The organism is Vannielia litorea, assembly GCF_018424695.1.
Taxonomy (GTDB): domain Bacteria; phylum Pseudomonadota; class Alphaproteobacteria; order Rhodobacterales; family Rhodobacteraceae; genus Vannielia; species Vannielia litorea_A.
The window spans coordinates 1-24,785 of sequence record NZ_QTNQ01000064.1; the positions used below are offsets into that span (position 1 = coordinate 1).

General features: G+C 67.3%; 21 protein-coding genes and 1 pseudogene. 10 read left to right on the forward strand and 12 right to left on the reverse strand.

Features of this window, described 5'->3' with window-relative positions:
* The 7 genes from DYI42_RS17630 to DYI42_RS17660 form a co-directional block, all read right to left on the reverse strand.
* A partial coding sequence (locus tag DYI42_RS17630; RefSeq protein ID WP_213547633.1) for a 2Fe-2S iron-sulfur cluster-binding protein occupies window positions 1-2,951 on the reverse strand: 2,951 nt, incomplete at its 3' end.
* Window positions 2,952-3,030: 79 nt separating this feature from the next.
* A complete protein-coding gene (locus DYI42_RS17635; RefSeq protein WP_213547634.1) occupies window positions 3,031-3,294 on the reverse strand; it encodes a sarcosine oxidase subunit delta in 264 nt (87 codons plus the stop codon).
* A 4-nt stretch (window positions 3,295-3,298) separates the two neighbouring features.
* Window positions 3,299-3,808, reverse strand: a complete 510-nt coding sequence (locus DYI42_RS17640; RefSeq protein ID WP_213547635.1) for a hypothetical protein — start codon at window positions 3,806-3,808, stop codon at window positions 3,299-3,301.
* Entirely contained in the window at window positions 3,805-4,326 is a 522-nt protein-coding gene (locus DYI42_RS17645) for a hypothetical protein (protein WP_213547636.1), read from the reverse strand. Before DYI42_RS17645 ends, DYI42_RS17640 begins: the two co-directional genes overlap by 4 nt.
* Entirely contained in the window at window positions 4,304-5,557 is a 1,254-nt protein-coding gene (locus tag DYI42_RS17650; RefSeq protein WP_213547637.1) for a sarcosine oxidase subunit beta family protein, read from the reverse strand. The genes DYI42_RS17645 and DYI42_RS17650 overlap by 23 nt, the downstream gene beginning before the upstream one ends.
* A gap of 278 nt (window positions 5,558-5,835) precedes the next feature.
* Entirely contained in the window at window positions 5,836-6,840 is a 1,005-nt protein-coding gene (locus DYI42_RS17655; RefSeq protein ID WP_213547638.1) for a hypothetical protein, read from the reverse strand.
* Window positions 6,837-7,817 carry a hypothetical protein gene (locus tag DYI42_RS17660; protein ID WP_213547639.1) on the reverse strand — a complete coding sequence of 327 codons (981 nt, stop codon included), beginning with the start codon at window positions 7,815-7,817 and terminating at the stop codon, window positions 6,837-6,839. Before DYI42_RS17660 ends, DYI42_RS17655 begins: the two co-directional genes overlap by 4 nt.
* Before the next feature lie 451 nt (window positions 7,818-8,268).
* On the opposite strand from DYI42_RS17660, the gene lon reads away from it, so the two are divergent.
* Window positions 8,269-10,680, forward strand: coding sequence for an endopeptidase La (gene lon / locus DYI42_RS17665; protein WP_213547640.1), 2,412 nt, complete (start codon window positions 8,269-8,271; stop codon window positions 10,678-10,680).
* Between the two features lie 102 nt (window positions 10,681-10,782).
* On the opposite strand, the gene DYI42_RS17670 is transcribed toward lon, so the two are convergent.
* Window positions 10,783-11,637, reverse strand: coding sequence for a dioxygenase family protein (locus DYI42_RS17670; protein WP_213547642.1), 855 nt, complete (start codon window positions 11,635-11,637; stop codon window positions 10,783-10,785).
* A 157-nt stretch (window positions 11,638-11,794) separates the two neighbouring features.
* On the opposite strand from DYI42_RS17670, the gene DYI42_RS17675 reads away from it, so the two are divergent.
* The 7 genes and pseudogenes from DYI42_RS17675 to DYI42_RS17705 all read left to right on the forward strand — a co-directional run bounded on the left by DYI42_RS17675 (window position 11,795) and on the right by DYI42_RS17705 (window position 19,143).
* Window positions 11,795-12,703 carry an AAA family ATPase gene (locus tag DYI42_RS17675; RefSeq protein WP_213547644.1) on the forward strand — a complete coding sequence of 303 codons (909 nt, stop codon included), beginning with the start codon at window positions 11,795-11,797 and terminating at the stop codon, window positions 12,701-12,703.
* Complete coding sequence (locus DYI42_RS17680; RefSeq protein ID WP_213547645.1) at window positions 12,700-13,257, forward strand: hypothetical protein; 558 nt, start codon at window positions 12,700-12,702, stop codon at window positions 13,255-13,257. Before DYI42_RS17675 ends, DYI42_RS17680 begins: the two co-directional genes overlap by 4 nt.
* A gap of 62 nt (window positions 13,258-13,319) precedes the next feature.
* Window positions 13,320-13,748 (forward strand): hypothetical protein, encoded by a 429-nt coding sequence (locus DYI42_RS17685; RefSeq protein WP_213547647.1) that lies wholly within the window; start codon window positions 13,320-13,322, stop codon window positions 13,746-13,748.
* Window positions 13,749-13,751: 3 nt separating this feature from the next.
* Window positions 13,752-15,008 (forward strand): vWA domain-containing protein, encoded by a 1,257-nt coding sequence (locus DYI42_RS17690; RefSeq protein WP_213547649.1) that lies wholly within the window; start codon window positions 13,752-13,754, stop codon window positions 15,006-15,008.
* 65 nt (window positions 15,009-15,073) lie between these two features.
* A complete protein-coding gene (locus tag DYI42_RS17695) occupies window positions 15,074-17,035 on the forward strand; it encodes an OmpA family protein (protein WP_213547651.1) in 1,962 nt (653 codons plus the stop codon).
* A gap of 145 nt (window positions 17,036-17,180) precedes the next feature.
* Entirely contained in the window at window positions 17,181-18,155 is a 975-nt protein-coding gene (locus DYI42_RS17700) for an XdhC family protein (protein WP_213547653.1), read from the forward strand.
* A pseudogene (locus DYI42_RS17705) lies at window positions 18,152-19,143 on the forward strand (molybdopterin-binding protein). Before DYI42_RS17700 ends, DYI42_RS17705 begins: the two are co-directional and overlap by 4 nt.
* 108 nt (window positions 19,144-19,251) lie before the next feature.
* On the opposite strand, the gene DYI42_RS17710 reads toward DYI42_RS17705, so the two are convergent.
* The 3 genes from DYI42_RS17710 to infC all read right to left on the reverse strand — a co-directional run bounded on the left by DYI42_RS17710 (window position 19,252) and on the right by infC (window position 21,178).
* Window positions 19,252-19,683, reverse strand: coding sequence for a hypothetical protein (locus DYI42_RS17710; protein ID WP_213547654.1), 432 nt, complete (start codon window positions 19,681-19,683; stop codon window positions 19,252-19,254).
* Window positions 19,680-20,510 carry a hypothetical protein gene (locus DYI42_RS17715; RefSeq protein WP_213547655.1) on the reverse strand — a complete coding sequence of 277 codons (831 nt, stop codon included), beginning with the start codon at window positions 20,508-20,510 and terminating at the stop codon, window positions 19,680-19,682. The genes DYI42_RS17710 and DYI42_RS17715 overlap by 4 nt, the downstream gene beginning before the upstream one ends.
* A 152-nt stretch (window positions 20,511-20,662) precedes the next feature.
* Window positions 20,663-21,178 carry a translation initiation factor IF-3 gene (gene infC, locus DYI42_RS17720; protein ID WP_342344691.1) on the reverse strand — a complete coding sequence of 172 codons (516 nt, stop codon included), beginning with the start codon at window positions 21,176-21,178 and terminating at the stop codon, window positions 20,663-20,665.
* A 261-nt stretch (window positions 21,179-21,439) separates the two neighbouring features.
* Here infC and DYI42_RS17725 point away from each other — a divergent pair, with 261 nt between their 5' ends.
* Together DYI42_RS17725 and DYI42_RS17730 are read left to right on the forward strand one after the other, a co-directional pair.
* Window positions 21,440-22,318 (forward strand): translation initiation factor 3, encoded by an 879-nt coding sequence (locus DYI42_RS17725; RefSeq protein ID WP_213547656.1) that lies wholly within the window; start codon window positions 21,440-21,442, stop codon window positions 22,316-22,318.
* Between the two features lie 264 nt (window positions 22,319-22,582).
* Window positions 22,583-22,789, forward strand: coding sequence for a cold-shock protein (locus DYI42_RS17730; RefSeq protein WP_213547657.1), 207 nt, complete (start codon window positions 22,583-22,585; stop codon window positions 22,787-22,789).
* Between the two features lie 107 nt (window positions 22,790-22,896).
* Here DYI42_RS17730 and DYI42_RS17735 read toward each other — a convergent pair whose 3' ends face one another.
* A complete protein-coding gene (locus DYI42_RS17735; protein WP_213547660.1) occupies window positions 22,897-24,747 on the reverse strand; it encodes an ABC-F family ATP-binding cassette domain-containing protein in 1,851 nt (616 codons plus the stop codon).
* Window positions 24,748-24,785 lie beyond the last annotated feature (38 nt).

Sequence of the window (24,785 nt, forward strand, 5' to 3'; positions counted from 1 at the left end):
GCGGTGAGGTTTGGAGCGTTGCCGTTTCCGGCGGGCGCGACGGGGCCGCGCATGCGGGTGCCCTCGGGGTCGAGGAACACCGGGTCGCAGACCTCCACCGTGGTGCGCATCTCGCGCAGGTGGTCGACGAAAAGCAGGCGTTCGCCCATGCGGGCGCGCCCGTTTTTGAGGAACGCCAGCGCCAGCGAGGTGCTGAGGGTGGGGGACCAGCAGGCGGAGGTGGTGTAGCCCTGTGCGTTATCACGCGTGGCCTCGGCGCCCTCTTCGAAGAGGAAGGCCCCGGCGGAGAGCGCCTTCACCGCGCCTGCGGGTTTCAGGCCGACGAGCTGCTCGCGGTGGGGGCCGCAGGCCAGGCCGGGGCGGGCGGACATGGGTTTGCCGATGCAGTCCTTGGCGGGGCTGACCATGCCGCCGAGGCCCAGGTCGCCCGCGGTAACGCGCCCGTGGATCTCGGCATGGGTTAGGAAGCCCTTTTCGATCCGCAGGACGTTAAGCGCCTCCATCCCGTAGGGGCCGCCGCCCTCGGCCTGTGCCGCCGCCAGTAGAGCCTGCCAGAGCGCGGCGCCGTAGCGGGCGGGCACGGCCAGCTCCCATCCCGCCTCGCCGGAGAAGCTGATGCGGAAGAGGCGGCCCGCCACGCCGGCCACCTCGACGGGCGCGCAGCCCATGAAGGGCAGGTCAGGCACATCGCTGAGGAGCGCGCCGAGCACCGCCCGCGCCCGTGGCCCGGCGACGGCAAATTGCGCCCAATGCTCGGTGACCGAGGCCATCTGCACGTCGAGTTCGGGGGCCAGCACCTGTGCGGCGATATCCATGTGGCGCATCACCGGCCCCGCCGCGCCGGTGGTGGTGGTGACGATGTAATGTGTGGGGCCGAGGCGGGCGACGGTGCCATCGTCCATCACGTGGCCGTCTTCGCGAAGCATCAGCCCGTAGCGGACGCGGCCCTCCTTCAGCGTCGACATCTTGCCGGTGTAGAGCAGGTCGAGCAGGGCGGCGGCATCGGGGCCCTGCACGTCGATCTTGCCCAGCGTGGAGACATCGCAAACGCCCACCGCTTCGCGCACCATGCGCACCTCGCGGTCGCAGGCCTCGCGCCATGTGCGCTCACCGGGGGCCGGGAAGTAGCTGGCGCGATACCACAGGCCTGCCTCGACCATGGGCGCGCCTGCTTCCAGCGCGGCGGCGTGGCTTGTGGTCTTGCGGGTGGGTGCGAAGCCCGCGCCGCGCGCGCCTGCGCCCATGGCCCCGATGGAAACGGGCGCGGCGGGCGGGCGGTGGGTGGTGAGGCCGGTTTCGGCCAGTGTGCGCCCGGTGGCCTCGGCCAGCACCGCCATCGCCACCTCGCCGGAGATGCGCCCCTGATCGGGGGCCATTCCTTGCGTGGTGTAGCGCTTGGTGTGCTCGGCGCGGTGGAAGCCCTCGCGGGCGGCGAGCGCCACGTCTTTCACCGTGACGTCATTGGCCATGTCCAGGAAGGCGCGGCCCTTCAGGGTGGTGAAGTGCGGGGCGTCTTCGCGGGGGGCGTCCTCGGCCTGCGGGAGGTCGGCACTGGCGTTCAGGTCGAGCGCCCGCGCTGCGGCCTCTGCGCCGGAGGTCAGCGCGGCATGGGTGCCCGCATGGCCAGCCGCGGCGCCTGCGACCACCATGCCTGGCACCGCGCCCTCGGGTGCGAGGAACATGCCATCCTGCCAGTGGGGTTTGGCGCCGAGGTGGGTGGCGAGCTGGATCTGCGGGGTCCAGCCGCCACAGGTAGCGAGCACGTCGGCGCCGATCTTCTCGCGCTGGCTCCCGGCCTGCACCGTGACGGAGGTGAGGCCCAGCCGCCCGGCGGTGGCGGCGATTTGCCCGCCGGGGAAGTAGGGGGCATCGACCGGGGCGGTGCCGCCCGGCGCGGCATCGACCACGGCGACGGGGGGCAGGCCCACGGCGGCGAGCGCGCGTGCGGTGCGGGCCACCGCCGGGCCGCCGCCGCAGACGGCCACGCGCGGGCCGGCGAGCACGCCCCAGCGCTCGAGATAGGCGCGCACCGCGCTGCCGGCCATGACGCCGGGCCTGTCGTTGCCCGGGAAGGCGATCATCCGTTCCACCGCGCCGGTCGCCAGCACCGAGGCCCCGGCCACGATGCGCCAGAAGCACTGGGCAGGCAGGTTTTCGGGTGGCGCGGCGAGATGTTCGCCCACCCGCTCGACGGCGGCGAAGGTGCCTTGGTCATAGACGCCGGTGACAGTGGTGCGGGCCATCACCCGGACATTGGGCAGGGCCTTCAGCTCTGCCACGACGCCTGCGGCCCAGGCATGGCCGGGCTGGCCGCCGACCTCCTCGCGCTCGCCCAGAAGCCGCCCGCCGAAGTGGCTCTGCTCGTCGCAGAGGATCACCCGTTTGCCCGCGCGCCCCGCCGTCAGCGCGGCCATCAGCCCGGCGGGGCCGCCGCCGATCACCAGCAGGTCGCAGAAGGCGAAGGCCTTTTCATGCGGGGTGTCATCATGGGTGCGGTTCAGCGCGCCGATCCCGGCGGCGCGGCGGATGAGCGGCTCGTAGAGTTTGAGCCAGGCCTTGGGCGGCCACATGAAGGTTTTGTAGTAGAAACCCGCGCCGAGCCAGGGGTGGAGCATGTCGTTCATGCCGAGCACGTCGAACTGGAGCGAGGGCCAGCGGTTCTGGCTGGTGGCGCAGAGGCCGGGGTAAAGCTCAGCCATGGTGGCGCGGCAGTTGGGCACCGGGCCACAGTGGCCCTTCAGGGTGACCAGCCCGTTCGGCTCTTCCGGCCCGGCGGTGTAGAGCCCACGCGGTCGATGATACTTGAAGGAGCGGGCCAGCACGCGCCGGTCATTGGCCAGCAGGGCCGAGGCCAGCGTATCTCCGGGGTGGCCGTGCAGCATCTCGCCGTCGAAGGAGAAGGGCAGGGTGCGCCCCCGGTCCAGCGCGTGGCCGCGTCCTTGTATCCTCATTGGCGGTGCTCCGGGGCGCGGCTCATCCGCCCTTCGAGGCGTCTTCGCCGTGTTTGCCGCCCGCTGCGGTGGGGCGGCGTCATCGCGCGGCCTCCCGGGCGAGGGTGACGCCCAGCACATCGTGGGTGGCGGTGTTGCGCTCGACCACCAGCCAGCTGGCGCAGCCTGCACCGTGATACCAGAGCTCGCGGCTCGGCCCGCAGGCATTGGCGCGGTTGTGCAGGTAGTCGTCCCATGCGGCTTCGCCTGCCTCGGGCGCGGGGCGGGTGAGCAGCTCGGCGCCGCCGATGGGGGTGAATTCGCGGCTGTCGCGCGGTCCGCAGAGGGGGCAGGGCAGGCGCATGCGCTTAGCCTTCGCAATCGGCTTCGGCGGTGCCGTCGAGCCGGAAGGTGGTGGTGACCCAGTTTCCGCTTTCGTCGCGGTCGGCGAGGACGGTGCCGCCATCGCAGGCGGCGGGGGTGCGGTGCAGGCCGAGGGAGAAGCTGCGGATGAGCAGGCGGCTGTCGCTCTCCTGCACGATCTGCACGAAGCCCTGATCGCAGGTGTCGAAGCAGGTTTCGGCCTCGGGGTCGGCGCCCGCGCCGAAGCCGCCGCCCGGCTCGCAGCGCATGTCGGAGAAATAGCGTTCACCGATGTCGCCCGGGGCGAGGCCCTCGGCTTCGGGCGACAGCTCGGCCCAGAGCTGGATGCCGCGCCCGCCCTCGTCGAGCGGGTGGAAGCTGAGGACGAGGCCCTGCACCGACTGCCCCGGGTTGGCGGCCATGTGGGCTTGGGAATAGAACCGCTGGTAGCAATCGGGCGCGGCGAGGGCGGGGCTGCTGGTGGCCAGCGTGGCGAGGAGGGCGGCGCGGATCATTGGCACACCTGCGGCGGCGCGCTTTCGAGCCTGTAGGTCGTCAGCACGTAGCGGTTGCCGTCGCCGGGCATGACGTCGGCCACGAGGGTGCTGCCGCAGCCCATCCCGTCTGTCACCGCGACACCCTGGGTGCGGATCGTCAGCGCGCCCGGCTCCAGCGAGACCACCTGAAAGAAGCCGCCGTCGCATTCGCCCTGGCAGGTCATCCGCCCGTCCTCCAGCCAGTCCGGCCAGCCTGCTCCGGCCTGGTGCGGGCCGCAGAAGAGCACGTTGGAATAGGTTTTGCCCGCTGTCTCGTCGGCGCGGGTGTAGGCGGTGTCGGCCATGGTGGCGCGGATATCGGCCACGGTGCTGCCCTCCCACTGCCGGAAGCTTACGCGCAGCTTGGCGACGGTTTGCTCGGGCTGGCTGGCGAGGTGCGCGGCGCTGTAATCGCGCGCCCAGCATTCGCCCTGAAACTCCTGCGCCGTGGCGGCTCCTGCCGCCAGCAGCGCGCTAGTGAAGATTATGCTGCGCACCCGTTCCCTCCTCATCCATCAATCCGTGCCCGGTGCGGAAGCGGTCCAGCCGGAAGCCTGCCGCATCGGGGTGTGGCCTGTCCTGCGCGATCAGGTGGGCCAGCGCGAAGCCCGAGCCCGGCACCGCCTTGAAGCCGCCGTAGCACCAGCCACAATCGAGGTAGAGCCCGTCGACGGGGCTTTTGTCGATGATCGGGGAGCCATCGGGCGTCATGTCCATGATCCCGCCCCATGAGCGGAGCAGGCGCGCCTTGCCGATCATCGGCATCAGCGTCATCCCCGCCTCCATCACGTGTTCGGCCATCGGCAGGTTCCCCCGTTGCGCGTAGCTTGGGTAGAAGTCGAGATCACCGCCGAAGACCAGCCCGCCCTTGTCGGACTGGCTGATGTAGAAGTGGCCCATGCCGAAGCTGATGACGTGGTCGATCACCGGTTTCAGGCCTTCGGTGACGAAGGCTTGCAGCACGTGGCTTTCGATCGGCAGGCGCAGGCCCGCCATGGCGGCCACCTGCCCGGAGCGCCCGGCGGTGACGATGGCCACCTTCCTGGCCCGGATCGCACCACGGGTGGTTTGCACGCCGGTCACGCGGCCCGCCTCGACGTCGATGCCGGTGACTTCGCAGTTCTGCACGAGGTCCACGCCGCGCGCGTCGGCCCCGCGTGCGTAGCCCCAGGCCACCGCATCGTGCCGCGCCGTGCCGCCACGCGGGTGGTAGAGCCCGCCGTAGATCGGGAAGCGCCCCTGCTCGAAGTCGAGGTAGGGCAGCATCTTGCGCACCCCCTCCCGGCCGAGCAGCACCGCGTCATCGCCCTGGTTTATCATCGCGTTGCCGCGTCGGGCGAAGGCATCGCGCTGGCCGTCGGAGTGGAAGAGGTTGATGAGCCCGCGCTGGCTGTGCATCACGTTGTAGTTGAGGTCTGCGCTGAGCCCCTCCCAGAGCTTCAGCGACATCGAGTAGAACTCGGAGTTGCCGGGCAGGAAGTAGTTGGCGCGCACGATGGTGGTGTTGCGCCCCACGTTGCCGAGGCCGAGGCGAGATTTTTCCAGCACGGCGATGTTTTGAAGCCCGTGCTCCTTGGCGAGATAGTAGGCGGTCGAAAGCCCGTGCCCGCCGCCGCCGATGATCACCACATCATATTCGGGCTTCGGCTCGGGCGTGCGCCAGGCCGGACGCCAGCCACGATTGCCGGTGAGCCCCTCGGTCAGGATTTTCAATGCGTTGTAGCGCAAGCGGCAGCCTCCGTTACCGGCACCAAAGCAGTCCGGTGGTGTGAAAACAAGGCCGGAAGCGACAGGTGGTGTCGCTTCTTGTCCGGGGTGCGACGGACTGGGTGGTTCGCGGCTGCGCGACGCTGGCAGCTTGCCGAGGCGCGCAGGCGGATGGCACGTTTCGGATCACAGCCTGCCCGGTGACGCGGGAGTATTGGCCGTGGGTCACCGGCTTGCGCGTGGCGCGCCTCCAAACGCCGCGGATCGCGCGCCGTATCGGGATTTAGGCGTATAGGGATTTAGGCCGGTTTGGGCGGTTTCGCTTTGGCGGGGCGAAGAAGGGCGGCGGCCATGGTACCGTCGGGACGGCCCGAAATTTGCGCGGCGGCGTGGGCCCAATAGTCGGAGATACGGTCTTCCATCGGGCCTGTTGCGAGGGTGAAGAGGGTGTGCGGCGCGCAGGTGTGCACCTCGACAAGGGTGCCGCCGGTGCCGTGAGGGGACAGGCGCAGGCGCTCGCCGCCATGCGCCCGGCTTGTGAGTTCCTCCGGGGTGAGCGCTGCGGCGACGGCAAGGTGCTCGCCCGGGCGCTCCTCGTCGTAGCGGACCCAGAGGGTCATGTTGCCCGCGCGGCGGCGCACTTCGACGCGCAGCTGGCTATCATCGCCCGGGGTAACCTCGGCGAGTTCGGCCCAGCCCTTGTCCCAGTGGGGCCGCCCGGGCCGGGCGCGCAATCGTTCATAGGCCTCCGCCGGGGGCAGGGGCAGGGTGAAGCGGGTTCGGTGGTGCTGGGTGAGGACGGGCAGGGGGCGGTGGCCGAGCCCGGATTTTATCAGAACGAGTTGCAGCATCCATCCGCCTGCCGCGAGGAGGAATGGCCAATGCGGCACCGCCTCGCCGATCTGTGGGGCGTAGCGGTTGAGCACGGCGCCGATGAAGACGAGCGTTGCGAGCCATTCGGTGATGGCGCGCAGGGGCAGCGCAAGCAGCGTGGTCGCAGCCCAGAGCATGGCGTAGAGCAACGACAGGATCAGGGTGAAGCTGAGGCAGACGATGCCCGGCTTGAGCGCCCACATCGGGGCAGAGAAGCCCTCTGAGAAGAACCAGGCCAGGGAGAAGATCACATCGAGCGGGCCGTTCATGGCCATCCCGGTGAGAAAGGCGAGCAGCACCGCGTAGAAGAGCCGCCCCCGGCTGTGGCGGAGGCGGATCAGCCGGGCGGCGAAGCGCGCGCCGGGTGACTGCTTTGCAGGGGTGGCGCGACTTGCCGAGCCGGGCGAAAAGGCCGGGCTGCTGCCGCTCACTCGCCGACGGCCTTTCGGACCGCCTGAAGCGTCAGGTGATCTTCGGGCAGCTTGGCGAGGTTGCTCATCTGGCGCGGCGCGGCGGGCTTGGGCAGGAGGGCGGCGGGCGCGTGGGCCTGTGCCGCCTGGCGCCCGCCAGCGGGCAGGCCGGCGGCCTCATCGGCGCTGCGATCTGCCGGTTCGGGCGGGTTGAGCTTGAGGAAATGGGCCTGGAGGTGGCGCAGCTCACCGGCCAGCACGTCATCGAACCAGCGTTCGATCACCTCGCCGGCCAGCATGCCCTCGCGCAGCTCGTCCATCTCGATATGGGTGGTGTCCGGGTCCATCTCGGTGACCTTCAGGGTCAGGATGCCCGAAGACATCACCCCCTCGGCGTCCTCGCCCTCGATGTGGATGCGCGCGGTGCCGGAGCTGTCTTGTTCCAGCAGGGTGAGCGTGGCCTCCTCGGCCAGTTCGCCGCAGGCCATGAGGGCGCAATAGAAGGTGTTGCCGCCCGGGTCCGTCCGGTCGGCCTCGATGTCGATCAGCCGCTCCGAGACCAGCCCGTCCCCGGCACCGGGCACCACGGCGGCCCAGAGCTCGGCCCCGTCGGCGCGAACATGGCCGGAGGCGGAGGAGACAAAGGTGAGTTCGAGCGGCAGCCGCCGCTTCCAGCCTTCGTGCAGCAGCATCACCAGCAGGGCGGAGAGGGCGATGGCGAGCGGCAGGCCGATCAGGCCGTCGAACCGGGTCAGCGCGCCAATGCCGCCACCCAGCAGCACGCCGGTGCCGATGCATTCGAGCCAGCCGCGCCTGGAGGGCGCGAGTGCCAGCACCACCGCCGCGACGCCAGCCATGACAAAGGGCGCGACGATGAAGGAGATGGCCTTGGTGTACCACACCAGCCCCGGCAGGAGGCCGATCATCAGAAGGCCGATGGCCATGGTGACGGCGAAATATGCGATCCGGCGGCGTTGAGCCGAGAGAACGGGGAGCATTGGCGCGACTCTCTGGTTTGTTAACAGACCCGAAAATGGTGGCAGATTGCGGCAGCGGCGGGGCGAGAGCGGTCGGATTTGGTGGTAAATTGTCGACCGATGGCCAGACAATCGGGCAGGCACGGCGACATTGTTTGCGCGCAGCCGAAGCGTGTTGTCCGGTTCCGGCCCGGTTTGATCGCGCTCGGGCGGCAAAATTTGACGCGTCGATGACGCGGGTTTGAACGGCTGCGATACATGCGCCTGGCAAGTGTTTTTGGCTCAAATCCGGCATGATCTGCGCTTGTGCCCCCCGCAACGGGCAGGCAGGATGGGGCCGCTGGAACGGTTGTGCTTGAAAAGCGGGTATGAGGCCCCAATTGAAGGTGCAGACCGGAGGGGGCCGTGGCTGCCGCAAATGCCCGAAAGAGGGCTGGGGCCGGTGCCTCCTTGCCAATAACAAGGAACTGACATGCACGAGCAACTGAGCCAATCCTACCCTGTGCTGCCGCTGCGCGACATCGTGGTGTTTCCGCACATGATCGTCCCGCTTTTCGTGGGCCGCGAAAAGAGCGTGCGGGCGCTGGAAGAGGTGATGGGGGATGACAAGCAGATCCTGCTTGCGTCCCAGATCGACCCCAGCGTCGACGAGCCCACCACCGACGGCATCTACAAGGCCGGGGTGCTGGCCAACGTCCTGCAACTGCTGAAGCTGCCCGATGGCACCGTGAAGGTGCTGGTGGAGGGCCGCAAGCGGGTGCGGATCGAGGAATATCTCGACAACGAAGAGTATTTTGAGGCGTCCGCCGCAGCGCTCACCGAGATGCCCGGCGACGAGGAAACCGTGCGCGCGCTCACCGGCTCCGTGGCCGAGGAGTTCGAGCGCTACGCCAAGGTGAAGAAGAACATCCCCGAGGAGGCGCTGGCCGCCGTGGCCGAAGCGGAGGCCGCCGACAAGCTGGCCGATCTGGTGAGCGGCCATCTCGGCGTGGAGGTGCATCAGAAGCAAGAGCTGCTGGAAACCCTCAACGTGGGCGAACGTCTGGAGAAGGTCTATGGCCTGATGCAGGGCGAGATGAGCGTTCTGCAGGTCGAGAAGAAGATCAAGACCCGGGTGAAGAGCCAGATGGAGCGCACCCAGCGCGAGTACTATCTGAATGAGCAGATGAAGGCCATTCAGAAGGAGCTGGGCGACGGCGAGGAAGGCCAGAACGAGGTGGCCGAGCTGGAGGCGAAGGTTGCCGAGACCAAGCTTTCCAAGGAAGCCCGCGAGAAGGCCGAGGCCGAGATCAAGAAACTCAAGAACATGAGCCCGATGAGCGCCGAGGCCACGGTGGTGCGCAACTACCTCGACTGGATGCTGGCGATTCCGTGGGGTGTGAAGAGCCGCGTGAAGAAGGATCTCGGCCGCGCCGAGAAGATCCTTGATGACGATCACTATGGCCTGGAGAAGGTCAAGGAACGGATCGTGGAGTATCTCGCGGTGCAGCAGCGCTCGAAGAAGCTGAAGGGGCCGATCCTCTGCCTCGTCGGCCCGCCGGGCGTGGGCAAGACCTCGCTGGGCAAGTCGGTGGCGAAGGCCACGGGGCGTGAGTTTATCCGGATTTCTCTGGGTGGCGTGCGCGACGAGTCTGAAATTCGCGGCCACCGCCGGACCTACATCGGCTCGATGCCCGGCAAGATTATCCAGGCGCTGAAGAAGGCGAAGACCACCAACCCGCTGATCTTGCTCGATGAAATCGACAAGATGGGGCAGGACTTCCGCGGTGATCCGGCGTCGGCCATGCTTGAAGTGCTCGACCCCGAGCAGAACGGCACCTTCGTGGATCACTACCTGGAGGTGGAATACGACCTCAGCAACGTGATGTTCCTGACCACGGCGAACTCCTACAACATGCCGGGGCCGCTGCTGGACCGGATGGAGATCATCCCGCTGGCCGGTTACACCGAGGACGAGAAGCGCGAGATTGCCAAGCAGCACCTGATCGAGAAGCAGAAGAAGAACCACGGGCTCAAGAAGGCCGAGTTCTCGCTGTCCGACGAGGCGTTGACCGAGATCATCCGCCGTTACACCCGCGAGGCGGGCGTGCGGAACCTTGAGCGCGAGCTGGCCAAGCTGGCACGCAAGGCGGTGACCCGGATCGTTCGCAAGAAGGACGAGGTGGTGGATGTCGGCGTGGACGACCTGGAGGATTTCCTGGGCGTGAAACGGCATCGGTACGGGCTGGCGGAGATGGAAGACCAGATCGGCGTTGTGACCGGGCTGGCCTATACCTCGGTGGGGGGCGATCTGCTGTCGATCGAGGCGCTGAAGCTGCCCGGCAAGGGCCGGATGAAGACCACCGGCAAGCTGGGCGACGTGATGAAGGAGTCCATCGAGGCGGCCTCCAGCTATGTGCGGTCGATCAGCCCCCAGATCGGGGTGAAGCCGCCGCGCTTCGAGAAGTGGGACATCCACGTGCACGTGCCGGACGGGGCAACCCCGAAGGACGGGCCGAGCGCGGGCCTTGCCATGGTGACGGCCATCGTTTCGGTGCTGACCCAGATCCCGGTGCGCCGTGACATTGCCATGACCGGCGAGGTCACCCTGCGCGGCAACGCCACCGCCATCGGCGGGCTGAAGGAGAAACTTCTCGCGGCGCTGCGGGGCGGCATCAAGACGGTGCTGATCCCCGAGGAGAACGAGAAGGATCTGCGCGACATCCCCGACAACGTGAAGGAGGGGCTGGAGATCATCCCCGTCAGCCACGTGACCGATGTGCTGAAGCATGCTCTGGTGCGTGAGCCCGAGGCCATCGAGTGGGACGAAGCCGCCGAAGAGGCCGCCGCCGCCGCTGCCGCTGCCGCCAAGGGTGGCGAGAGCGAGAGTGCCGTGGCGCACTGACTTCGGAAGACGACCTAGAGAGAAGGGCGCGTCCAACCGGGCGCGCCCTTTTTTTGTTGGGGGAAGGGCGGTAGGCTCGTTGCCTACCAAACGGCGGCGCCGTCAGTCTCTTGGAGGCGGGCCACCGACGCCGGGGCGGGGCGGCATGGAGAGGGTGCGATCGGCGTTGAAATCGACGGGGATGGTGACGGCCCCGCTGTAACCCTCGGAGGGCGAGCCGCTCATGGACAGAGTCTGCTGGGCGATTTGGGCCTCCGAATTGTCGCCGAATACATTATCCGACGGAATGGTGATGCGCCCTAGGTTGCGGGTGCCGTTGGAATAGACCGGGTCGGTCTCGTAGACTGCCGCAGCATCAGCCTCGGGGATGGCGATTTGAGCGGTCAGCACTGAGGCCTCGCCAGATACGGCCGCTTCGACGCTTTCGAACACCTCGAAGTGGATGTGCGGCCATCGGCCATCGTAACAGCCGGGCACGATCGTAGAGAATTGCACCCGGCCTTCATCATCGGCCACGCCCACGCCGCGCAGCCAATTGGCCTCCGCCACGTCGTAGAGCGAGTATTCCCCCACGGCATCGCAGTGCCAGACATAGATGGCATGGCCGGAGAGTGGTGTGCCGTCAGTGGCGTTGGAGAGGGTCAGGTCGAGCGAGAGCGGCACGCCCTCCACGCTGGCAGAATGGTCGCCGAAGGAAGAGCGGATATCGCTGCGGATCACGCCATCCTGGGTAAGTGCATTCACCACCTGCCCGGCCTTGGCATTGGAGCCATCGGCAGGGTAGGGGCCTGCGGTTTCCCAGGGCAGGGCGGTGAGGGCCTCGGCCCAGGCAGGCGCGGATGTGGCGGCGAGACCAAGCCCACCGAGGAGGGCGAGGGCGCGGCGGCGGCCAAGAAGGCGGGGCGGATCGGCGGCGAATCCGCCGTCATGGTCGTGGTGATCGTGTGGGCTGGACATGGTTTTCCTTTCGTCTTGCTTGAAAGTTCAACGTCTGAGGCCGCGCGTTCTGTCGGGCATGGCTGCTATGCAGATGCGTTTCCCCGTGGTGCTTTGGTCGCCCTTGCATGTCGGCGTGGTGCATGCAGCATGGGCGGCCAGAGGAGGACGGCCCGGGATGACATCCATGAATTCGATCGACGAGGTGCAGGCTGCGCTGGCCGCGCAGGACTATGTCTGCGGGCGGGCGCTGGCGACGGTGGTGTTCTTGAGCCTGAAGCTGGGGCGGCCGCTGTTCCTTGAAGGCGAGGCGGGCGTGGGCAAGACCGAGATCGCCAAGGCCATCGCCGCCGCGCTGGGACGCAGGCTGATCCGGCTGCAATGCTACGAGGGGCTGGATGCAGGCAGTGCGGTTTATGAGTGGAACTTCGCCGAGCAGATGATTGCCATTCGCACCGCCGAGGCCAGCGGCGGGGCAGACCGGGATGCGCTGAAGAGCGAGCTGTTCACCGAGGACTACCTGATCGCCCGGCCGCTGCTGGAGGCGATGCGCTCGCAGCCAGGCGGCGCGCCGGTGCTGCTGATCGACGAGTTGGACCGCACCGATGAGCCCTTCGAGGCCTTCCTGATGGAGGCGCTCAGCGATTTTCAGGTAACGATTCCCGAGCTCGGCACGATCAAGGCACCTGAGCCACCTATCGTGATACTCACCTCGAACCGCACGCGCGAGGTGCATGATGCGCTCAAGCGGCGGTGCCTCTACCATTGGGTCGACTACCCGAATTTCGATCGCGAGCTGGAAATCCTCCATACTCGCGCACCGGAGGCCGCCGAGGCGCTGAGCCGTGAGATCGTGGCCTTCGTGCAGAAACTGCGCACCGAAGACCTGTTCAAGAAGCCCGGCGTGGCCGAAACCATCGACTGGGCCAAGTGCCTGCTTGCGCTCGACGTGATCACGATCAGCCCCGATGTGATTGCCGACACCATCGGCGCGATCCTTAAGTATCAGGACGACATTGCGCGGCTCCAGGGGGCAGAGGCTTCACGGATTCTGGATGAGGTGCGGGCTGAACTGGCGCCGGCATGACCGGCGCTGCGCCCGTGGTGCATCTGAACGGCTATCCGGGATGCGGAAAGCTCACCATCGGCCGGGTGCTGGTTCGGAAGATCGGCGGGCGGCTTTTGCACAACCACCTTGCACTGGATGCCGCTGGCGCGTTGTTCACAAGGGGCACGCCGGGCCATGGTGTCCTGCGGCAGACGGTGACAGGGGCCCTTTGCGCGGCGGCTCGGGGCCTGCCGCCGGACATCCCCCTGGTGGTGACCAACGCGCTCGCGGACAGTGCGGAAGACCGCGCGCTCATGGCCCCGTTCGAGGCGCTGGCTGCGGCGCGGGGGGCGGCGTTCAGGCCGGTCACGCTGGAGGTGAGCGAAGAGGAGAACCGCCGACGCCTCGCCGATCCGGCGCGAGCGGACCGGGGCAAATTGCAGGACGTCGCGGTGCTGGAGGGCCTGCGCAGGCGGCACGCGCTGTTGGTGCCGGAGGGCGCTGTTGCGCTAGATGTGAGCGCGATGACGCCGGAGGCGGCGGCGGGAGAGATCATCGCGGTTTTGGGGCTGTTGTCCGGCGGCGAGACGTGAAACCTTAGCGTCATCTGCCGCGTGTATTCGGGCAGGGAAGTGATTGTGACAGGAGCGAAATCATGGGAATTGAAGGCGATACCGTCGGTGGCGTCGTGGATATGTTCGCGAATTTCAGGCAGAGCCAGGTCAACCGGGCTGTCATGCATCAGGCGCGCCAGCAGTATCACGAGTTGCACCGGGAGCGGGTGATCAATACGTTGATGAACCCGCCCACCGAGACCGACGATCAATGCCTTGTGCCTGGCGCGATCACCGGCGTGTTGCTGGTGATCGGGGTAGAGGAGCCGCGCACCATCGACCTCGGGCTGGAGCCGCGCTGGCGGCGATTCCTGGCGCTGGGCGTGGCCGGGTATGGCAACGATCCGGTGCGGGTGAAGGAGGCCTACCTGCGCCAGCCGCGGATCGAGGCGATCCCGAAGAACAATCGCTCGCTGATGCGGGTGAACTACTACGTCTGGATGAACCTCACCCAGGCGATGACCTGGTAGGCCATGCCAGAACTCCCCGACCTTCAGATCCCCGAGCACCCCAGGCTGGTGGAGAACATCACCTGGTTTGCGCGGGCGCTTCGGAAGGCGGGGCTGCCGATTGGCCCGGGCCGCGTGATCGACGCGGTGCGGGCCGTCGAGGCGGCGGGATTTACCAGCCGCGCCGACTTTTACCACGCGCTGCAGGCCTGTTTCGTCAACCGGCCCGAGCAACGCGCCGTTTTCGCCCAGATCTTCCGGCTCTACTGGCGTGATCCGCGCTACATGGAGCACATGATGAGCTTGATGCTCCCTTCGGTGCGCGGGGTGCAGGAGGACAAGGCGGCGCAGGCGGCGGAGAAGCGCGCCGCCGAGGCCTTGCTCGACGGGGTGGAGCGTGAGGCGCCGGAAGTGCCCGAGGCCGAAGGCGAGGAGATCGAGATTGATGCCTCGGCCACGGCGAGCGGGGAGGAGCGGCTGAAGACGCTCGATTTCGAGCAGATGAGCACGGCGGAGGTGGCCGAGGCGAAGCGCATGATCGCGAAGATCGAACTGCCCGTGCGCCCCTTGGTCAGCCGCCGCACTCGGGCGGATGCGCAAGGCCAGCTGGCCGATTGGCGCGCGACGATGCGGGCGGCGCTGCGCCGTGGCGGGGAGATACACGATTTTTCGACGAAAAATCGTCGTCAGCGCTGGCCAGACCTCGTGGCGCTTTGCGATATTTCCGGGTCGATGAGCCAGTATAGCCGGATCGTGCTGCATTTTCTGCATGCCGCGGCCAATGCGAAGGGCGCCGGCTGGGCGCGGGTGCATGGTTTCACCTTCGGCACGCGGCTCACCAACATCACCCGCCATCTGGCCACCCGCGATGTGGATGCCGCCTTGGCTGCCGCCGGCGCAGAGGCGCAGGATTGGGAGGGCGGCACGCGGATCGGCGATTGCCTGCACGCCTTCAACCGCGACTGGTCGCGCCGGGTGTTGAGCCGGGGCGCGGTGGTGCTGCTCATCACCGATGGGCTGGACCGGGGAGACCCCGGGCCGTTGGAGCGGGAGGTGGAGCGGCTGGGCCTGTCGGCGCGGCGGCTGATCTGGGTGAATCCCTTGCTCCGCTGGGACGGGTTTGCGCCGAAGGCTGCCGGGATCGCGGCCATGCTGCCGCATGTCTCGAGCTTTCGCGCGGGGCATAACATTGCCTCGCTGGAGAGCCTCGCGCAGGCCCTTTCGCGCCAGGACAACGGCGGCGAGAAGGCCCGGTTGATGGCGATGCTGCGCGAGGACTGAACGGAACCTGATGGACTGCGCTGGCGTTGAGGGCGCAACGAAGATCCATTGAAGGAGCAGCACCCATGTCTGCGAAATTCCGCAACACAACGGCCCTTGTGGCCGCATTTTCCCTTTCGATCCCGGCGGTTGCGCCTGCGCAGCAGGTCGTTGAGCGCTGCGAGGCAGGCACCATAGGCATCAGTGCCGAGGCGGCTGACGAGTTGCAGCTCACCCTGACGGACGAACAGCGCGCCGCCTTGGACGGCGAAGCCTCGAACGAAGCGCTCGTGGTGAGCAGCTTCGGTGGCGAGCGCGAGCTTTGCATGACCATGGCAGAGCTCGAAGCGATGGGCGTCAGCGAGGCAGACGTGGTGACGGCTGTGGAAGCGCAGCCGACCGAGGAAGAGATGACGGGTGAGGCTACGGCAGAGGCCGAAGCGGCGCCCGAGGCCGAGACGCCTTCCGTGACGGAGTTGAAGGACAAGCTGACCGGCGGGGATGCGACGGCAGAGGCTGCGCCGGAAGCTGAAGCTACGCCCGAAGCCGAGCCCGAAGCCGAAGCGACGGCAGAGGCTGAGACGCCCCAGACCGAGGCCGAAGCGACGGCGGAAGCAGAGACGCCCGAGCCGGAAGCTGAAGAGGTGGCGGAAGCGCCGGCTGAGCCGGAGGCAGATGCCGATATGGCCGCTGAGACCGAGGCTGAAACTCAGGACGCGGGTGGCCTGTTGAAACAGGCGCTGGACGGCCTTCAGCAGGACGAGACGGCAGACGCGCAGGGGTCCGCGGAGGCAGAGGCAGAAGCGACCGCCGAAATGGAGACCGAGGCAGAGCCGGAGCCGGTGGCCGAGGCCGAAACGGAGGCAGACGCCGAAGCTGGTGCAGAGGTGACGGCTGAGGCTGGCACCGAGGAGAGCGGCCCGCTGCAGAGCCTCGTGGAACAGATCGAGGCGCAATCCGCCGAGGAAGCCGACCCCGAGGCGCAGGCGGAAATCGCTGAAAACGAGGCGCCGGAAGCCTCTGCGGCTACGGATGAGTCTGCCGAGGTGGCTGAGGTGGAAGAAGAAACCGTGACGGAAGAGACCGCGCGCTCTAGCTCGGAAGAGTTTCGTGACCGGGTGACCGGTGCGGTTGCGGGCAACGGTGCCAGCGATGACGATGGCGGGTTGAGTGACCTCGAAAAGGCGCTTCTGGCCGGCCTTGGCGCCGTTGTGGTGGGCAAGGCGCTTGAAGGCAACTCTGATGCGCAGGTTGTCACCAAGTCCGACGACCGCGTGGTGGTGCTGGAAGACGGTCGCTACCGCGTGATCCGGGACGACAACGAGCTGATCGAGCGCCCCGGCTCGACCGTGCGCCGCGAGACCTTTCAGGACGGCTCCACCCGCACCATCGTGACCCGTGAGAGCGGCGTGCAGATCATCACGATCCGCGACCCCGAGCTGCGCGTGCTGCGCCGCATCAGGGTTGCGCCGGATGGCACGCGGACGGTGCTGATTGACGACACCGCTGCTGTTGATCCCGTCGACGTGGCCGCCCTGCCTGAGCCGGCGGCGGAAGCCGAGGTGGATGCAGGCATGGGCGCAGATGAGCTGCGCGCTGTGCTCTCCACCAAGAACGGGGCAGACCGCCGCTTTGCGCTCTACCAGGTGCGCAACATCGAGCGTGTCCGCAAGCTGGCCCCGGCGATTGATCTGGATGCGATCAACTTCCGCACCGGCTCTGCCGTGATCGACCCGCAGGAGGCCGAGGAACTCAGCGATCTGGGCAACCTGATTGCGGCCTATGTCGAGGAGAACCCCGGCGAGGTGTTCCTGGTGGAAGGCCACACGGATGCGGTGGGCAACGCCGCCTACAACCTGGCCCTGTCGGACCGTCGGGCCGAGAGCGTGGCGCTGGCGCTGACGGAATACTTCGATGTGCCGCCGGAGAACCTCGTGGTTCAGGGCTATGGCGAAAGCGATCTGAAGATCCGCACGCTGGACGACGAGCGGGCCAACCGCCGCGCCGCCGTGCGCCGGATCACCCCGCTGATCGCCAGCGGATCGTAACCCACGGACCCTTCGGTTAAAGAGTGGAGAGGCGGGCCTTTCGGGGCCCGTCTCTTTTTGTGCCGGTCGGATGCCAGATGAGACCAAGGTGGGCGAGACATTTGGGCGGAGCGTGCTAGGTTTCGCGGGCGAGGAGGGCCGCGATATGGCTGAGATTTCCGACAACGTTGCGAAACAGGCGCTGGAGTGGCACCGGGCCGGCAAGGGCGCCGTGCTGGCCACCGTGGTGGAAACATGGGGTTCGGCACCCCGGCCCGTGGGGGCGCATCTGGCGATTTCCGGTGCGGGTGAGCTGGCGGGCTCGGTCTCTGGCGGTTGCGTGGAGGGCGCGGTGGTGGCCGAAGCTTTCGAGGCGCTGGAGACCGGGCAGAGCAAGGTGCTGACCTATGGCGTCAGCGATGACGAGGCCTTCGACGTTGGCCTCGCCTGTGGCGGGACCATCCGCATCATGTTGCAGCCGGTGGGCGCGGGGATGTCTGAAGCGGCCCTTGCGGATGTGGTGCATGCCATCGAGGCACGCCAGCCCGTGGCCTATGTGGTGGACACCGAGAGCTGGAGTGCGAGGGTGCAGGGGCCGGAGGGGCTGGAGGTGCGGTTCAGGGCCGATCGGTCGGGCTTCGAGGGAGACGCAAAGACCTTTGTCAGCGTGCAGAACCCGCCCTTGCGGATGGCCATCGTCGGCGCGGTGCACATCGCCCAGTTTCTCGTGCCGATGGCGCGGATGGCGGGTTATGACCCGTTCCTCGTCGATCCGCGCGAAGCCTTTGCCACGCCCGAGCGCTTCCCCGACACCACGATCAGCCATGACTGGCCGGATGAGGCTTTGCACGCATGGGGGCTCGATGCCCGCACGGCGGTGGTGACGCTGACGCATGACCCCAAGATCGACGACCCGGCGATTGCCGCCGCGCTGGCCTCGGACTGCTTTTACCTTGGGTGCCTCGGCTCGACGCGGACCCATGGCAAGCGGGTGGACAGGCTGCGGGCCGCGGGCGCGGCAGAGGCGGATATTGCCCGCATTCACGCCCCGGTGGGGCTGAACATCGGGGCCAAGAGTCCGGCGGAGATTGCCGTGGCGGTTCTGGCGCAGGTGACCGAGGTGCTGCGGGGGCCGAAGTGAAGTTTGGCCCGGTTCCGCTGGGAGAGGCCGAAGGTGCGGTGTTGGCCCATTCGCTGCGCGCGGGCGGGCGTGTGCTGAAGAAGGGCGCGGTGCTGGGCCGGGAGGCGCTGGCCGCGCTCGGAGCCGAGGGGCTGGCCGAGGTGGTGGTGGCCCGGCTGGAGCCGGGCGACGTGGCCGAAAACGAGGCTGCCGAGGCCTTGGCGAGGGCGATTGGCGGAGACGGGTTGACGCTGACCAAGGCCCATACAGGGCGGGTGAACTTCAAGGCGCGTGGGCCGGGCGTGCTGGTGGTGGACGCAGGGAAGGTGCGCGCGATCAACGCCGTGGACCCGGGGCTGACGCTGGCCACGCTGGCGCCCTTCACCCGGGTCACCAAGGGGCTGCTCGCTGGCACGGTGAAGGTGATTCCCTATGCCGTGCCGGGCGCGGCACTGGAGGCCGCCTGCGCCGCGGCGGAGGGCGCCCTGCGGCTGGCGCCGGTGGTGCTGAAGCGCGCGGCAGTGGTGCTGACGGAGGTGCCCGGGCAGAAGCCAACGATCACCGAGAAGGGCCGGGAGGCCGTGGTGGGGCGGCTCAATGCGCTGGGTATCGACGTGGCCGAGGTGGCAGTGGTGCCCCATGAGGAGGCCGCCCTGGCAGCGGCGCTGGGGGCGGCGCGGGCCGATCTGGCATTGATCCTCACCGGCTCGGCGACATCGGATGCCCATGACGTTTCGCCCCAGGCGCTGCGCAGGGCGGGGGGGTGGACCGTTTCGGCATGCCGGTGGACCCGGGCAACCTGCTGTTCCTCGGGGCCTTGGGCGAGATGCCGGTGATCGGCCTGCCGGGGTGCGCCCGCTCCCCTGCGCTGAACGGGGCCGATTGGGTGCTTGAGCGCGTGGCCTGCGGCATGGTGCCGGGGCCGACGGACTTTGCCGCGATGGGCGTGGGCGGGCTGCTGAAGGAAATTCCGATCAGGCCGCAGCCGCGGGAGGCGCGTGGCAGCTAGAGCATGTCGCGCAAAAGTGGGCACCGGTTTTGCGCTCCTCGGACATGCGAAGCCAATGGGTTAGAGTGTGTCGGGCGAATGCGAATGAGCGCGACACGCTCTAGGAGATCAGAGGCTGTCGTGCTCCAGTAGGGCCTCAGCACCCAGCCCCACGCGGATCATCGCCGCGCGGTCGGTGCCATCGGCCTGAATATGCTCGAAGGGCGCCAGATCGAGCCGCAGGCTCTCTTCGGGCAGGCGGACCTCGACGGTGGCAGGCACGGGGGCTTCGGTCGGGTATCCCTCCAGCAACATCGGGTTGGTGCCGCAATGGTCCCAGAGGCTGGCGCTGACGTCCCCCCCCTCCCAGTGGACGGCAAGGATGATCTCGGCGGGGTCCACGATGACGTCGGGCGGGGTTTCGGGCAAGTCGCAGCGGACATAGAGCCGGGTTTGCGGTGGGGCGAGGGCCTGCCGGAGGGCGGGAAGAAACAGCGCGGCCAGCCCGAGGGCCAGCAGCAGGGCGAGCGCGATGAGTGCGCGGCGCGACGGGCAGCTCATGGGACGACCTCCAGAACGTAATCTGCCGCATCGTCATGGCCGGCGGCCCGCAGCTCCCGCTCGATCGGGGCCCAGAGCACGTCTTGCCCCGAGGCCTTTTGCGCCGCAACCACCATGCCCCGCATGCCGTGATAGAGCGCGACCGCGATGCGCAGCACGTCCTTGTCGGGGCGGCCCGGCTTGGTGGCGCGCTGGATCAGGATTGCAAGGTAGGCGGCCACGACGAAATCCTCGGTTGAATGCAGATAGATCACGGGACCATAGCTTTCATGCGGCTCGACCTTGGTGAACGTGCTGTTCCACTTGACGGCATAGGGCACGTCACCGTCTTCGAGGTGCTCCGACACGCCGACCCGCTCGACCCAGGCGGTCAGGGCGGCGGCATACTCGGACTTCACGTCATCATAGGCGGGCTGCCCGAGTTGGCCACGACCGATGGTCTTGCCATCCATGATGTTGCGCTCGAACCAGCTCATCCGTTTGCCCTCGGCGGCATAGATCCGGGTGACAAGGCCAGCTGTCAGGAAGCGGTGGGCGATGGTGTTTCCGGGTTTGGTTGCGGCCGACACGGCATCAACCGCCTCGTCGGGCAGGGAGGTTATGGCCGGAAATCCGCAACGGCTGCGCAGCAGTGCGATGGCGTGTGCGTCTTCTGCGGAGGTCCAGCCGAGAAACATGGCGCGGTAGAGAATGAGCACGGCGTTGGCATCGAGCTTGGCCAGCTCGGCGCTCGTGGCGGCGTTGATGATGCGCACCGCCTCGCCGTCCCGGTCGCTCCAGTCGGCGGCGGATATGCGGCTGCGCACGGAGGCAGAGGTAATGGCCATGGCGAGCACTCCCTGAGAGTTGCCATAAGCCTAGCGCTGCCACCCATCGGGGTGGTGTTCATAAGCGGTGAATAAACCGTTTGGCGGGCAGGAATGCGGGCATGAAAAAGGGCGGCCCCGGGCCGCCCTGTCACATCAAATTGGTCAGGCGCTCACTTCGGGAGCGGGTTGATCATCATCACCATCTGGCGGCCTTCCATCTTGGGGATGGATTCGACCTTGCCGAGATCCTTGACGTCTTCGGCCACGCGCTCAAGCAGGTTGCGGCCCACGTCCTGGTGCGCCATCTCACGGCCCCGGAAGCGCAGGGTGATCTTTACCTTGTCGCCGTTACCGAGGAACTTGAAGACGTTGCGCATCTTCACGTCGTAGTCATGGGTGTCGGTGTTGGGGCGGAATTTCACCTCCTTCACCTCGATGACCTTCTGCTTCTTGCGGGCCTCGGCCTCTTTCTTCTGGGTTTCGTACTTGTACTTGCCGAAATCCATGATCTTGCAGACCGGCGGGGTCGCGTTGGGCGAGATCTCGACGAGGTCGAGCCCGACCTGTTCGGCGAGCTCCATCGCACGCTGGGGCGTCACCACGCCCACGTTTTGTCCTTCGTGTCCAATGAGCCGGATTTCACTGGCCGTGATGCGATCATTCACGCGGGGGCCTGTGTCACGCACCGGCGGCGCGTTGTGGGGTCTGCGGGCTATGGGATATCTCCTGTTTCAGCCTGGGGTCGAATGGCGGGCAAAATAGACGGGGGGCAGGCGCGGTTCAAGCGGATTGAACAGCCTGCGGGAAGAAGGCGGCGGCCGGGGCGGCAACGGCGGAGGAACGCGGAGAATGCCGCGCTGCCGCAATCGCGCTTTTCAATCCCCCGTCAGGTGGCATAAGGTAAGGCGGGCCTCTTGAGAGGCAATTGCGGGACAAGGAAAATTGTTATGGATAGCAAGATGATCGGCGGCGTTGTTGTCGCAGCTCTGGCAATCGGCGGCTATATTTACGCCACAAGCGGTGAAGAGGAGGTCGCCACAGACGCGACCGAGGCCACCGCCGAGGCGGAAGCCGAGGTCGAGGAGTCCACCGAAGAGGCTGAGGCCGCCACCGAAGAGATGGCCGAGGAAACCGAAGAGGCGGCTGAGGCCACCGAGGAGACGGCCGAAGAGGCAGCTGAAGCCACCGAGGAAACGGCCGAAGAGGCCGGGAACGCGGTTGAAGAGGCCGTGGAAACCGTTGTGGAAGAGACGGTGGAGGCATCCGAGGCTATGACGGAAGCCACTGAGGAAGCCGCGGGCGAGGCCATGGAGGCCGCCGAAGAGGCCGCCGAGGCCGGTGCTGAGACCGCAGCGGAGGCCGTCGAGGAAACCGGCGCTGCCGTTGAAGCTGCAACCGAGGCGGCAGAAGGTGCCATGGAGCAGGCCACGGAAGCGGTTGAGGCTGCGGAAGAGGGCGCCACGGAAGCGGCCAGCGAGGCCATGGAAGCGGCCTCCGACTCCATGGAAGCCGCCTCCGGCGCCATGGACGAGGCGGCCGAGGCCGTCGAGGGCGCGAGTGACGAGGCCAGCGCCAGCGCGAGCGCCGAAGGAGCTGCCGAGGCGAGTGAAGAGGCCGCCGATGCTGCCACCGAGGAAATGGACCTCACCGCGCTTACCGCCGAGGGCTTTGACCTCGACAAGGTGACCGAGATGATCGAAGGCTCCGACCTGGGTGATCTCCAGAAGACCACGCTGGTGAAGGCCGTGGAAGCCGCGCAGGACAACCCCGAGGCGCTTGCGGGCGCGCTCGAGCAGGTGAAGGAGGCGCTCGGCCTCGAAGGCTGATCGGCGCTTCGGAAGAACCTAGAGGGCCCTCGCTGATTGGCGTGGGCCCTTTTCGTTGCGCAGTTGCGTTGCAAGGCGCGCAAAGGTGCTGCGGCTGGCATTTGCCTGTATACAGGGGCGTTGCACTCTGTCAGAAGGGCCGGGCTACGTTACCACGTCGATCCCCCTGCTTTCCCTACCGGACGACAGCGATTTCGATACCGGCCGACTGCGCCACGCTGTTGCACTTCCGCGAACAGGTTGAAAACTAAAGGAGAAATCGCGATGGCTAATGGCACCGTGAAATGGTTCAACTCGACCAAGGGCTTTGGCTTCATTGCACCCGAATCCGGCGGCAAGGACGTTTTCGTCCACATTTCCGCCGTTGAGCGGGCTGGCCTGACCGGCCTTGCTGATAATCAGAAGGTCAGCTTCGACATCGAATCCGGCCGTGACGGCCGCGAATCCGCATCGAACCTTCAGCTCGCCTGAACGGTCTGACCGGATAAGGAACAGGGCGCCTTCGCGCGCCCTTTTTCGTTTTAGCGGCCCAACAGGCCGGGGTTTCGTTTGTGTGCCAAGGGCTTGCCGCGTGATCTTCAGGCCGGAGCCTGGGCCGTTTCGAGTTTTTCGGAGACTGAAAGCCAGATCGCCTCGGCGCGTTCCAGCGCGTCCATCACCTCGGCATACTTCGCGTTCCAGGTGGCCAGCTCGTTCTTGCGGGACTCCTCGTAAAGCTCGGTGTCGGCGAGCTTGGAGGCGAGCTTGTCGCGCATGTCTTCCAGCTTGGCGACGCGGGCCTCGGCCTTCTTCAGCTCCGACTTCAGCGCCTGGATATCGGCCTGGCTGGTGCGCTTTTGCGCCTTGGGCTTGTCCTTGGCGGGCTTTTCGGGCGTGGCCAGCAGCAGGCGGCGGTAGGCTTCCAGATCCTGCTCGAAGGGTTTGACGGTGCCGCCATCGACCAGCCAGAGCCGGTCGGCGACGTGGGAGAGCAGGTGCATGTCGTGGCTGACCAGCACAACCGCGCCGCTATAGGCGGTCAGTGCCTCCACCAGCGCTTCGCGGCTTTCCATGTCGAGGTGGTTGGTCGGCTCGTCGAGGATGAGGATGTGGGGCGCTTCCAGCGTGGCCAGCAACAGCGACAGCCGCGCCTTCTGCCCGCCCGAGAGCTTGCCCACGGGGGTTTCGGCCTGGGCGGCCATGACCCCAAAGCCGGCGAGCCGCGCGCGGTGCTTGCCGGGGAGTTCGTCGGGCTTGAGGCGGCGCAGGTGCTCCAGCGGGGTTTCTTCGGGGCGCAACTCGTCAAGCTGGTGCTGTGCGAAGTAACCGATGCGCAGCTTGCGGGCGGAGATCATACGCCCGGAAAGCGCTTCAAGTTTACCCGCCAAAAGCTTGGAAAGCGTTGATTTTCCCTGACCGTTGCGGCCAAGGAGGGCGATGCGATCGTCCTGGTCGATGCGCAAGCTCAGGCGTTGCAGCACGGGGGTGCCATCATAGCCTACCGCTGCACCTTCCATGTTGATGATGGGGGGCGAAAGCTCTTCCGGCTCGGGAAAGGTGAAGACCTTCAGCGCAGCTTCCTGCGGGGTGCTGATTGGCTTGAGGCGGGCCAGCATCTTCAGGCGGCTTTGTGCCTGCACCGCTTTGGAGGCCTTGGCGCGGAACCGGTCGACGAAGCTCTGCAGGTGGGCACGGCGGGCTTCCTGCTTGCGGTTCTCGGCCTCGGCGACGGCGAGGCGGGCGGCGCGGGTTTCGGCGAATGTATCGTAATTGCCCTGGTAGAAGGTCAGCTTGCGATCTTCCAGGTGGAGGATGCCGCCGACGGCGCGGTTGAGCAGGCCACGGTCATGCGAAATGACGATGACGGTGTGCGGGTAGCGGGCTAGGTAGGCCTCCAGCCAGAGCGCGCCTTCGAGGTCGAGGTAGTTGGTCGGCTCGTCGAGCAGCAAGAGGTCGGGCTGGGAGAAGAGCACGGCGGCGAGCGCCACGCGCATCCGCCAGCCGCCGGAGAAATCGGCACAGGGGCGTTGCTGGTCGGCGTGGGAGAAGCCCAGGCCCGAGAGGATCGAGGCGGCGCGGGCCTCGGCGGACCAGGCGTCGATATCGGCCAGCCGGGTCTGCACCTCGGCGATGCGGTGCGGATCGGTGGCGGTTTCGGCCTCGGCCATCAGAGCGGCGCGCTCGGTATCGGCGGCGAGCACCGTGGTGATGAGCGACTCGTCTGTGGCGGGGGCTTCCTGCGCCACGCCGCCGATGCGGGCGCGGGACGGGTAGGAGATGTCGCCGCCCTCAAGCGCAAGCTCGCCGCGGATCAGCCGGAACAGGGTTGTCTTGCCCGTGCCGTTGCGCCCGACGAGGCCAACCTTGTGGCCTTCGGGGATGGTCGCGGAGGCGTGCTCGAAGAGCGGGCGGCCCTCCATGGCGAAGGATATGTCGGAGATGCGCAGCATGGGCGGGGCGTAGCAGGGATAGGAAGGCAGGGGAAGCG